This is a genomic window from Saccharothrix sp., assembly GCF_031180885.1.
In the GTDB taxonomy this organism is placed as follows: Bacteria; Actinomycetota; Actinomycetes; order Mycobacteriales; family Pseudonocardiaceae; genus Actinosynnema.
Window position 1 is genome coordinate 1 of the sequence record NZ_JAPSLK010000106.1, and the last position, 9671, is coordinate 9671.

12 protein-coding genes are annotated in these 9671 nt (G+C 67.8%); 4 read left to right on the top strand and 8 right to left on the bottom strand.

Annotation, left to right across the window (positions count from 1 at the left end):
* Window positions 1–281: 281 nt before the first annotated feature.
* The 8 genes from RIN75_RS43280 to RIN75_RS43315 all read right to left on the bottom strand — a co-directional run bounded on the left by RIN75_RS43280 (window position 282) and on the right by RIN75_RS43315 (window position 5722).
* Window positions 282–896: a very short patch repair endonuclease gene (locus RIN75_RS43280; RefSeq protein ID WP_309117940.1), complete on the bottom strand. Its 615-nt coding sequence runs from the start codon at window positions 894–896 to the stop codon at window positions 282–284.
* Between the two features lie 128 nt (window positions 897–1024).
* The gene (locus tag RIN75_RS43285; protein WP_309117932.1) at window positions 1025–2368 is read right to left on the bottom strand and encodes a DNA cytosine methyltransferase; all 1344 of its coding nucleotides are present in this window, start codon (window positions 2366–2368) and stop codon (window positions 1025–1027) included.
* A gap of 63 nt (window positions 2369–2431) precedes the next feature.
* On the bottom strand, window positions 2432–3202 hold the full coding sequence (locus RIN75_RS43290; protein ID WP_309117933.1) for an Eco29kI family restriction endonuclease: 771 nt from the start codon (window positions 3200–3202) through the stop codon (window positions 2432–2434).
* 99 nt (window positions 3203–3301) lie between these two features.
* Complete coding sequence (locus RIN75_RS43295) at window positions 3302–3733, bottom strand: hypothetical protein (protein WP_309117934.1); 432 nt, start codon at window positions 3731–3733, stop codon at window positions 3302–3304.
* Window positions 3717–4175, bottom strand: a complete 459-nt coding sequence (locus RIN75_RS43300; RefSeq protein ID WP_309117935.1) for a hypothetical protein — start codon at window positions 4173–4175, stop codon at window positions 3717–3719. Before RIN75_RS43300 ends, RIN75_RS43295 begins: the two co-directional genes overlap by 17 nt.
* A gap of 184 nt (window positions 4176–4359) precedes the next feature.
* Complete coding sequence (locus RIN75_RS43305; RefSeq protein WP_309117936.1) at window positions 4360–4653, bottom strand: zf-TFIIB domain-containing protein; 294 nt, start codon at window positions 4651–4653, stop codon at window positions 4360–4362.
* Window positions 4654–4691: 38 nt separating this feature from the next.
* Window positions 4692–5564, bottom strand: coding sequence for a phosphotransferase (locus tag RIN75_RS43310; RefSeq protein WP_309117937.1), 873 nt, complete (start codon window positions 5562–5564; stop codon window positions 4692–4694).
* Window positions 5561–5722 carry a hypothetical protein gene (locus RIN75_RS43315; protein ID WP_309117938.1) on the bottom strand — a complete coding sequence of 54 codons (162 nt, stop codon included), beginning with the start codon at window positions 5720–5722 and terminating at the stop codon, window positions 5561–5563. Before RIN75_RS43315 ends, RIN75_RS43310 begins: the two co-directional genes overlap by 4 nt.
* A gap of 693 nt (window positions 5723–6415) precedes the next feature.
* Here RIN75_RS43315 and rpsL point away from each other — a divergent pair.
* From rpsL to RIN75_RS43335, 4 genes are all read left to right on the top strand, one after another.
* Entirely contained in the window at window positions 6416–6790 is a 375-nt protein-coding gene (gene rpsL / locus RIN75_RS43320; protein WP_030473471.1) for a 30S ribosomal protein S12, read from the top strand.
* Window positions 6790–7260 (top strand): 30S ribosomal protein S7, encoded by a 471-nt coding sequence (gene rpsG, locus RIN75_RS43325; RefSeq protein WP_121224892.1) that lies wholly within the window; start codon window positions 6790–6792, stop codon window positions 7258–7260. The genes rpsL and rpsG overlap by 1 nt, the downstream gene beginning before the upstream one ends.
* Before the next feature lie 84 nt (window positions 7261–7344).
* Window positions 7345–9447: an elongation factor G gene (gene fusA / locus RIN75_RS43330; RefSeq protein WP_309117939.1), complete on the top strand. Its 2103-nt coding sequence runs from the start codon at window positions 7345–7347 to the stop codon at window positions 9445–9447.
* Between the two features lie 139 nt (window positions 9448–9586).
* A partial coding sequence (locus RIN75_RS43335) for a GTP-binding protein (RefSeq protein ID WP_309117941.1) occupies window positions 9587–9671 on the top strand: 85 nt, incomplete at its 3' end.

Here is a 9671-nt window from a genome sequence, read left to right on the forward strand (position 1 = left end):
AGAAGCCGGTGCCGACCAGCACCCCGTCCGCGACGCCGACGAAGCCGTCCACGACCACCCCGGCCCCGTCCGCCCCGGGCAAGGCGCCGCGTCCGACTCCCGTCGAAGGCCACCTGCCGGTGACGGGCTGATCGCGCGGTGACGCATGGCGGGAGGACGGCCCCGACCCGTTCTCCCGCCATCGTGTTGAATTGCGCCGCTTCCGCGTCGCGCCAAGCTGAAGCGGACCCGCCATCACAGAACCGCATCCTCCTGTGCTGCTCGGCTCCTGTACCAGTCCGTCACTTCTTTGAACGAGAATCAGCCAGATTGGCACGTCGCGTGCGTACGGTGTCGGACACACGAAGCGCTGCGTCTTCAGGCGCTTCGTGCTCCCAGACGCGGATGACTGTCCATCCTTCTTCGCGAAGCTTGCGGTCGGTATCCGCGTCACGGCTCTTGTTGCCGGCGATCTTGGCGTGCCAGAAGTCCGAATTCGCGCCTGTCGCTGGACGGTAGTGCTCATCGCAACCGTGCCAGAAGCAGCCGTCGACGAACACGGCGACCTTTACTTTGGGAAACACGATGTCGACGGTGCGACGTACGGACTTCAGTGGTCTTGCGTTGACTCGAAACCGGAGGCCCATCCCATGGATGGCTGATCGCAAGGCCAGTTCCGGCCGGGTGTCCCTGTGCCGGTTCGCTCGCATGATTGCCCTGACGGAAGGGTTACTCGCCCATGACTCGCTCATGCGCCGGGTCCTCCGAAGTCGAGCCTCTTCCAATGGCGGACAGCATCCCCGTGTTGTGGACCACTTCCCAAGCCTGCTCCAGGTTGGATCGTCGATCCATTCGGTCGACCTCGCAAACGTAACGCTCAGACGTCTTGCCGCTGACTGACCAACGCAGGTAGGCATACACGCGTCTGCCCTGGCGGAGGCCACGAAGCGCGACCGAAGCGCGGGCCACACGGCCGTCGCTGAAAGCGATCAACCGCGCGAGTTCGTCGCCGGCGGCGACATCCTGTTCGGCTGCTCGTTGTGCCTTAGTCAGCCCCGACGGCGCCTTCCACGCCAACGGCGGCAAGGGCGCCTTCTTCCACAGCGGGTGAGTGTTCACGAGTTGCCGATGCATCCATCCGTGACTTCAACGCTGTCGCTACCGATCCGGCCATGACTTCGCCGAGCCTGACTGGAACGGCGTTGCCTAGTTGGCGCATCTGCTCACCTCGTGGACCTTCGAGGTGCCAGTCGTCAGGGAAGGTCATGACTCGCGAGACCTCGCGGACGGTCATGTACCGGATAGATCCGTCCTGGCGCCGCAGCACGGTCTCACCACCGGGTACGCCATGTACCCCTGCCTTCACCGTCTTGGCGGGACGGTCCAACTCATTCGGTGTGTGACCCGGATATTCCCGTGCCCCGGGCCAGCCGTAGTGGTGCAGGTGATCCGGATGGTCGACCTTGTCTCCGATCGGCTCGGGCAGCTTCGGCTCGTTCCGCTCCGTCGAACCCGAGAGAGCATCGCGCAGAGTCCGCCATCGCGACGTACCGGCCGGGACCACATGGTTCGCCGGGATCACCGGCTGCTTGCGGTACTTCTTCGGCACGCGGTGCTCGTCCCAGTAGCTGCCGTCTGCTTGGGCGGCCAGGAGCGCGGCTTCTGAGTGCGTCGCGGCCGGGAAGTTCCAGTCCGCCAACCCGAGGTCCTGGCGGAAAGCGACGACGAAGACGCGCCACCGGTTCTGGGGTACGCCGTAGTCGGCGGCGTTCACGAGCATGTACTTGACGTCGTAACGCTCCGTAGGATCGGAGGAACTCCTCTGGATCACCTTGCGCAGGCGCTTGTCGTGATCACGCCAGTCCTCACCATCGACGCGTTCCTCGAAGGGCGCGCTCAGTTCGTTGATGATGTAGTCGTAGTACGGTTTGAACGACGGCCTGAGCAGACCCTTGACGTTTTCCGCGACGACAGCCTTTGGGCGGGTCTCGCGGACTACCCGAAACAACTCCGGCCACAGGTTCCTGGGATCGTCGTAGCCTTTGTGTGCACCACCGAGGGACCACGGCTGGCACGGGACACCACCGGCGACCACATCCACCTGGCCCAACCATCGGGTGAAGTCGACTTGGCGGACGTCTCCTTCGATCAAAGGCCACCGAGAGTCGATGTGTTCCGCCTGCGGGACGGTCGGGTCGAACGGGTCGGCGACGTTCTTGCGAAGCGTGGCGCAAGCGCGCTTGTCGAGTTCTACCGCCACGAGGTGCCGGAAGCCGCTGTTGCACATCGCCTTCGCAAGACCGCCGCCGCCGGTGAAGAGTTCGATGCTGGTGCCGACCTCGCGGGACGGAGTCACGGGAAGCTCGAGCTGGGCGGCACCGTTGATCACGGGCGGACTATACCGCGGTCTGTCGTCGAACGCGTGTGCGACTCGCCGGGTTCGTGGCACTGCTCACTCGGCGTCGTCGAAGTCCAGGGCCGACTGCATACCGTCCAAGTCCTCGAGAGCGCGAGCCATGTCGAGTTCGACGGGAGTCTCAGCGGAGAGCCGGGCCAAGTGATCACGGATGTTCTCGCGTGACGTCTCGGGGCTGACCTTGTTCGGCTTGGGCATCCTCTCCGGCTGCGACCACCAGCGCCCCGGGTGGACCTCATCCCACGCGGGTCGTTGACCCTGGCCACGCCGGTTCTCGCCGGGGTCGTGGTTGCCGAAGCCATCCAGCTTCAGGTTCCACACGGGCTGGTATTTCCGGATCATGATCTCTTCCGCTAGGCCGACGAAGAACGGCACCACCACCAGGTAGCGGGCCCTGAAGTCGGAGACGTCGAGGTTCTCGGCCTGCTCGAGCGACTCCTTGTGTTCCTGCAACCTGGTCCAGAGGGCGTATGAATCCTTGGTGGGGTCCACGAGGCCCTTGCGCCCGCCTTGCGGGACCGCCTTTCCCACGTAAATCGGCGTGGAGCACTCTTGATTGCTGATCGGCGCGTACAGCGGTTCGTCGCCGGTGTAGTAGAGGGCGTAGATGCCGGCACCGACGGTCTCGGGCACTTCTGTGATGTTCACAGGGTCGGTATCGAGCAGGGCGCGCTCGACGCTGTGAGCGAGATTCTCAAGGGAGAGGGGATCGTAGGGAATCGGCCGTGCGACCTTCCCGTCGCCGTTCGTTCGGCGCGGTCGACGCGCCTGCCTGCGGCGGATGTTCGCATCGGAATCGCTCAACATGACGAAACCTCGCTCAAGTGCGGTATCGGTGCGACTCGACCCCAGATCGTATTGGCCAGGCGCTAGTCCTTGGATCGCTTTGATGAACCAACTCTGAACTCAGCGCCTGCGGGACTTGGCGAGGGCGCGGGCGCGGGCCACGAGGTCGTCGACCAGGTCCGCGTCGGCGGACGGGGGAGTGCCGTCGGAGCAGCACGGCGGCTTGGTGCGGCGCTCATTGAGGCGGGGGCGGACGCCGGCGAGTTCGTAGAGGGCGTCGTAGAGGTTGCGGCCCGGGTCGTCGTCGTGCGCGCCGACGAGCAGGACCCACGCGGTGTCGGGTTCGGGGAAGGCGACGACCACGCGGTCGGTGCCGCGCAGGTGCTTCACGCACAGGCGGGGGAGGGGTTCGGGACCGGTCACCCGGTAGCCGAGGGCGGCGCAGCCGCGGTGGGACAGTTCGTCCAGGAAGCGGTCGTAGGCCTGGCGGGCGGGACCGCGCAGGGCCGCGGCCTGGAGGCTCGCGACCGGCGTCTCAACTACCTTGATCAAGTTTGCGGACTACGCGTCCTTCACCCCGGTGCATCTGCGCCAGGCTCGTGGCCAGGTCGTCGCGGTCGAGCAGGGCCTGGTCGCTCAACCTGCGGTGCACCTCGTCCAGCAGACCGCGGGTGCGGCCCGCCTGGCGCAGCTCGGAGACGACGTGCAGCACCTCGTGCAGGCGGACGGCGTCGAGCAGCATCCGGGGTTCCTGGCTGTGGATCGCCAGCACACCTTCGCGGGCCCACGCCTTCACCGTCTTCTCGGTGAGGTCGAGCAGCTCACCGGCTACGACTGGTCGGACCGGGGGAGCGGTCTTGAGGGCGCGGGCGACCACGCCGTCGAGCTTGTGGCGGCGTTCGTCGTCTTCCGCCAGCGTCGAGGCGACCTCTTCGATCTCTTCGATCTGGTCGAACAGATCCCGGATCTGCGCAGCCTCCGTTGCGACCGACATGGCGACCTCCTCAGCTCACTACTGAGTATCGCCCGTTTTTTCGGTAGTCGCAACCGCTGCCTGCGAGGCCGCGTCGGCTTGTCGCGGTGCCTTTCCCGACGATCACGGTTTTCGATCGTCGGGAAACGCACCGCGATGAGCCGACTTCCGGGCGGCCTCGCCGCCGCGACGGAGTCGCGGCAGTTCAGCTGGAGAAGAAGAGACCCGAGAGGCCGTGGTGCTTGCGGTGGCCGTAGCCGTGGCCGTAGTGCGGGGCCGCGCCCCAGCCCGGCTGGACCGGCTGGACGTAGTGGACCTGCGCCGGGGCCGGCGCGGCGGGCGGCGGGGGCGGCGGGGCCTGCATCTGGGCCTCGAGGCGGGTGATGGCCTCCAGCTCGCCGTAGTCCAGGAAGACTCCGCGGCAGCCGTCGCACTGCTCGATGTGTACGCCCATGCGGTCGAAAGTCCGCATGTTCGCATGGCACTTGGGGCACTGCATCGTGTGAGCCTCCTGCTCTCGGTGCGTTGTGCGCGATATTAGCCGCGCGGCATGGGTTCGTGCCTGGACGTGATCCGCTCGCAGGCGTCCAGCAGCGCCGATTGCGCCGGCTCCAACGCCGTTCCGTCACGCTCTGCCGCCGCGAGCGCACGCGCCGCCATCTGCACGACCAGCGCCCGCGCCGGTCCTTCCAACGCCGCCCACGGGTCGTCGCGGTCGATCCCCGTCCCGCCCGCGTCGAGGTAGGCGTCCAGCAGCCGCGACCACGCGCGTGGTTCGAGCACCCCGGCCGCGAACAGCGCCGCCGGCCGGGCGAGGTCCCACGCCGGGTCGCCCGCGCCCAGGTCGTCCACGTCGATCAACCGCCACCCGCCGCGCGCCACGAGCTGGCCGAGGTGCCAGTCGCCGTGGATGAGGGTCGTCCCGGGCCGCATCGGCTCGACGGTCTCGAACGCCCGCCGCACCACCTCGGCCCCGGCCACGTCCGGCACCCGCGCCACCGCCCGCTCCAGCCGGTCCCACGCCCCGGCCACCGGCAGCGCGGGGAAGTCCGCGGCGGTGAAGGTGTGCAGGTGGGCGAGCATCCGGCCGGCGTCCTCCATCGGCAGGGTGTCGGGCGCGCCGGGCTCCACCGGCACGCCCAACGGCCACCCGGTGACCAGCCGGTCGCGCACCGGAACGGGCCCCAGCAGGGGTGGCAGGAAAAGTTCACCCAAACGTGGGTCGCCGGCCAACTCGCACCGCGCGGCGAGCAGCGCGGCGTCCGCGCCGGCCTCGTGCGCCTTCAACACCACGTCCCCGACCCGCACGACCACGACGTCCCCGCGCACGGCGAGCACGACGGGCTCCCCGCCCACCAGGGCGGCCATGTCGGAGACGAGATCGGTGTGCACGGGCACAGTGTCGTTCACCCGGACAGGCACACCGTGCGCGGCGGCCGTTTGTACTGGTGCCGGACGCCGCTGGGGCACGCCTGTTCGCCCGCGTCGTGCACGGCCAACACCTCGATCCTGTCGGCGCTCTCGCAAAACCCGAGCGCATACGCCTGGACGGGGCTCTTGTAGCGCACGGTGCGAAGGCAATCGCCGGCCTTGACGCGCAACGCGAGGCAATTCCCTAGGGGGTAGTCACGTAGTCGCCTTGGGGACAGCCCTCTCCGCCGTGCTCCTCAACCGCCATGGCGCCACCTCGGCGGCCGGTACTCGGGCGGCAGGTCGACGGGTGGTGCGGCGGGGTGGTCGTCGCTGGTCACCGGGGCTCCTCGGGTCGGCCTGGCAGCGATTGTGGCGGGGCTCGCGTGACGTGGCCGTGTGCGCTCGCCGCCCCGGGCGCGCGCACCTACACTGAAGTCGCCCGTCGGACAAGTCCCCCTGGCGAGGACCCGTCCGGCAAGGCTCCCGAACGGTCTCGGCCAAGCGCGGAAAACCGCAGGTCGCCAAGGCTCAACGAGCACGTCGAGCACCACACCCCACCCGTTTTGACCAGTGGGAAGCGGGCGGGGTATCTTTGGTACTCGTGCCCGACCCATGTCGGGCCGCTCCGCGTGCCTACGCGCCAGTCGTGCTGGAAAGCCGGCCGCGGTGACCTCCACGCGCAGGGGCGTCCTGGGATGTCGCCTGCGGACCTTGGGTCAACGGTGTTCCACCCTCGGGCCTCGGCCGAGAGGGGCGCGACACGCCCGACCTCGGGTGCAGAGAGGGACCAAGTAAACAGCGCTCGCCGCCCGCGCGACGAGCACGCGAACGGAAGAAGCAGCCGGCGTATGCCAACGATCCAGCAGCTGGTCCGGAAGGGCCGGCAGGACAAGGTCGCCAAGCAGAAGACCGCGGCGCTCAAGGGCAGCCCGCAGCGGCGCGGTGTGTGCACCCGCGTCTACACCACGACGCCCAAGAAGCCGAACTCGGCGCTGCGCAAGGTCGCCCGTGTGAAGCTGACCAGCGGCATCGAGGTCACGGCGTACATCCCGGGTGAGGGCCACAACCTCCAGGAGCACTCGATGGTGCTCGTGCGCGGCGGTCGTGTGAAGGACCTCCCGGGTGTCCGCTACAAGATCATCCGCGGCTCCCTGGACACGCAGGGCGTGAAGAACCGCAAGCAGGCTCGCAGCCGGTACGGCGCGAAGAAGGAGAAGAGCTGATGCCCCGCAAGGGACCGGCCCCGAAGCGGCCGCTGATCTCCGACCCGGTCTACAGCTCTCCGCTGGTGACCCAGCTCATCAACAAGGTGCTGGTCGACGGCAAGCGCTCCGTGGCCGAGCGGATCGTGTACGGCGCCCTCGAGGGCGCCCGCGAGAAGACCGGCACCGACCCGGTCGTCACGCTCAAGCGCGCGCTGGACAACGTCAAGCCCGCCCTGGAGGTCAAGAGCCGCCGCGTCGGTGGCGCCACCTACCAGGTGCCGGTCGAGGTCAAGCCCGGTCGGGCGACCACGCTGGCGCTGCGCTGGCTGATCAGCTTCTCCCGGCAGCGCCGCGAGAAGACCATGGTCGAGCGCCTGATGAACGAGCTGCTCGACGCGAGCAACGGCCTGGGCGCGAGCGTCAAGCGCCGCGAGGACACCCACAAGATGGCCGAGTCGAACAAGGCCTTCGCCCACTACCGCTGGTGACTCACCGCCCGGCCGGCACCCGAGAACCGGCCGGGCGCACCCAGCCCTAGTGAGCCTGCGAGCTCAAGACAGGGGAAGACACCCGTGGCACAGGACGTGCTCACCGACCTGGCCAAGGTCCGCAACATCGGGATCATGGCCCACATCGACGCGGGCAAGACCACGACGACCGAGCGGATCCTCTTCTACACCGGGATCAGCTACAAGATCGGCGAGGTCCACGACGGCGCGGCCGTGATGGACTGGATGGAGCAGGAGCAGGAGCGCGGCATCACGATCACGTCCGCCGCGACGACGTGCTTCTGGAAGAACCACCAGATCAACCTGATCGACACGCCCGGCCACGTCGACTTCACCGTCGAGGTGGAGCGCAACCTGCGCGTCCTCGACGGCGCCGTCGCCGTCTTCGACGGCAAGGAGGGCGTCGAGCCCCAGTCCGAGCAGGTCTGGCGTCAGGCGACCAAGTACGACGTCCCGCGCATCTGCTTCGTCAACAAGATGGACAAGCTCGGTGCGGACTTCTACTTCACCGTGCGCACCATCTCCGAGCGCCTGGGCGCGAAGCCGCTCCCGATCCAGATCCCGATCGGCGCGGAGAGCGACTTCATCGGTGTCGTCGACCTGGTGGAGATGCGCGCGCTGACCTGGCGCGGCGAGGTCCAGAAGGGCGAGGACTACACCGTCGAGGAGATCCCCGCGGACCTCCTGGACAAGGCGCAGGAGTACCGCGAGGCGCTGGTCGAGGCCGTGGCCGAGACCGACGACGCCCTCATGGAGCTGTACCTGGGCGGTGAGGAGCTGTCCGTCGAGCAGATCAAGGCGGGCATCCGCAAGATCGTCGCCGAGGGCACGGCCTACCCGGTGCTGTGCGGTTCCGCGTTCAAGAACAAGGGCGTGCAGCCCATGCTCGACGCGGTGATCGACTACCTGCCGTCGCCGCTGGACCTCCCGCCGGTCGAGGGCACGCTGCAGGACGGCGAGACGCCGGCGTTCCGCAAGGCCGCCAGCGACGAGCCGTTCTCCGCCCTGGCGTTCAAGATCGCCGTCCACCCGTTCTTCGGCAAGCTGACCTACATCCGGGTCTACTCGGGCAAGGTCGCCTCCGGCACCCAGGTCATCAACTCGACCAAGGACCGCAAGGAGCGCATCGGGAAGATCTTCCAGATGCACGCCAACAAGGAGAACCCGGTCGACGAGGCCATCGCGGGCCACATCTACGCCGTGATCGGTCTGAAGGACACGACCACCGGTGAGACGCTCTGCGACCCGCAGCACCCCATCGTGCTGGAGTCGATGACCTTCCCCGAGCCGGTCATCCAGGTGGCGATCGAGCCCAAGACGAAGGCCGACCAGGAGAAGCTGGGCACCGCGATCCAGAAGCTGGCCGAGGAGGACCCGACCTTCCGGGTCAACCTGGACCAGGAGACCGGCCAGACCATCATCGCCGGCATGGGCGAGCTCCACCTGGACATCCTGGTGGACCGCATGCGCCGCGAGTTCAAGGTCGAGGCCAACATCGGCAAGCCGCAGGTGGCGTACCGGGAGACCATCCGCCGCAAGGTGGAGAAGTACTCCTACACCCACAAGAAGCAGACCGGTGGTTCCGGCCAGTTCGCCAAGGTGCTCATCGACATCGAGCCCCTGGAGAAGACCGAGGACGGCGCGCTCTACGAGTTCGTCAACGCGGTCACCGGCGGTCGCATCCCGCGGGAGTACATCCCGTCGGTGGACGCCGGTGCCCAGGACGCCATGCAGTACGGCGTGCTGGCGGGCTACCCGCTGGTCGGCATCAAGGTGACCCTGGTCGACGGCGCCTACCACGAGGTCGACTCGTCGGAGATGGCGTTCAAGATCGCGGGTTCCATGGCGCTCAAGGAAGCCGCCCGCCAGGCGAGCCCGGCGCTGCTCGAGCCGCTGATGGCCGTCGAGGTCACCACGCCCGAGGAGTACATGGGCGACGTGATCGGCGACTTGAACTCCCGCCGTGGCCAGATCCAGGCCATGGAGGAGCGCAGCGGCACCCGTGTCGTGAAGGCACTGGTCCCGCTGTCGGAGATGTTCGGGTATGTCGGCGACCTGCGGTCCAAGACCCAGGGTCGCGCGAACTACTCGATGACCTTTGACTCCTACGCCGAGGTTCCCGCGAACGTGGCCAAGGAGATCATCGCGAAGGCGACGGGCGAGTAACCCCAACCGGAGCACCGCAGCACCACGCGGGCTCTCCGGGGTCTCTCGTCCCTGGGGTCCGCACAACCCTTGACGTGACGCCCGGCGGGTGGCAACCCACCCGCCGGGCACAGCAACAGAAGTCCAGGAGGACAATCCAGTGGCGAAGGCGAAGTTCGAGCGGACGAAGCCGCACGTCAACATCGGCACCATCGGTCACATCGACCACGGCAAGACGACGCTGA

What these genes read in the sequence shown, in the direction of transcription:
- RIN75_RS43280 (WP_309117940.1), bottom strand. Translation starts at nt 896, where the DNA reads ATGCCTACCTGCGTTGGTCAGTCAGCGGCAAGACGTCTGAGCGTTACG.
- RIN75_RS43290 (WP_309117933.1), bottom strand. Translation starts at nt 3,202, where the DNA reads ATGTTGAGCGATTCCGATGCGAACATCCGCCGCAGGCAGGCGCGTCGA.
- RIN75_RS43300 (WP_309117935.1), bottom strand. Translation starts at nt 4,175, where the DNA reads ATGTCGGTCGCAACGGAGGCTGCGCAGATCCGGGATCTGTTCGACCAG.
- RIN75_RS43305 (WP_309117936.1), bottom strand. Translation starts at nt 4,653, where the DNA reads ATGCAGTGCCCCAAGTGCCATGCGAACATGCGGACTTTCGACCGCATG.
- rpsL (WP_030473471.1), top strand. Translation starts at nt 6,416, where the DNA reads ATGCCAACGATCCAGCAGCTGGTCCGGAAGGGCCGGCAGGACAAGGTC.
- rpsG (WP_121224892.1), top strand. Translation starts at nt 6,790, where the DNA reads ATGCCCCGCAAGGGACCGGCCCCGAAGCGGCCGCTGATCTCCGACCCG.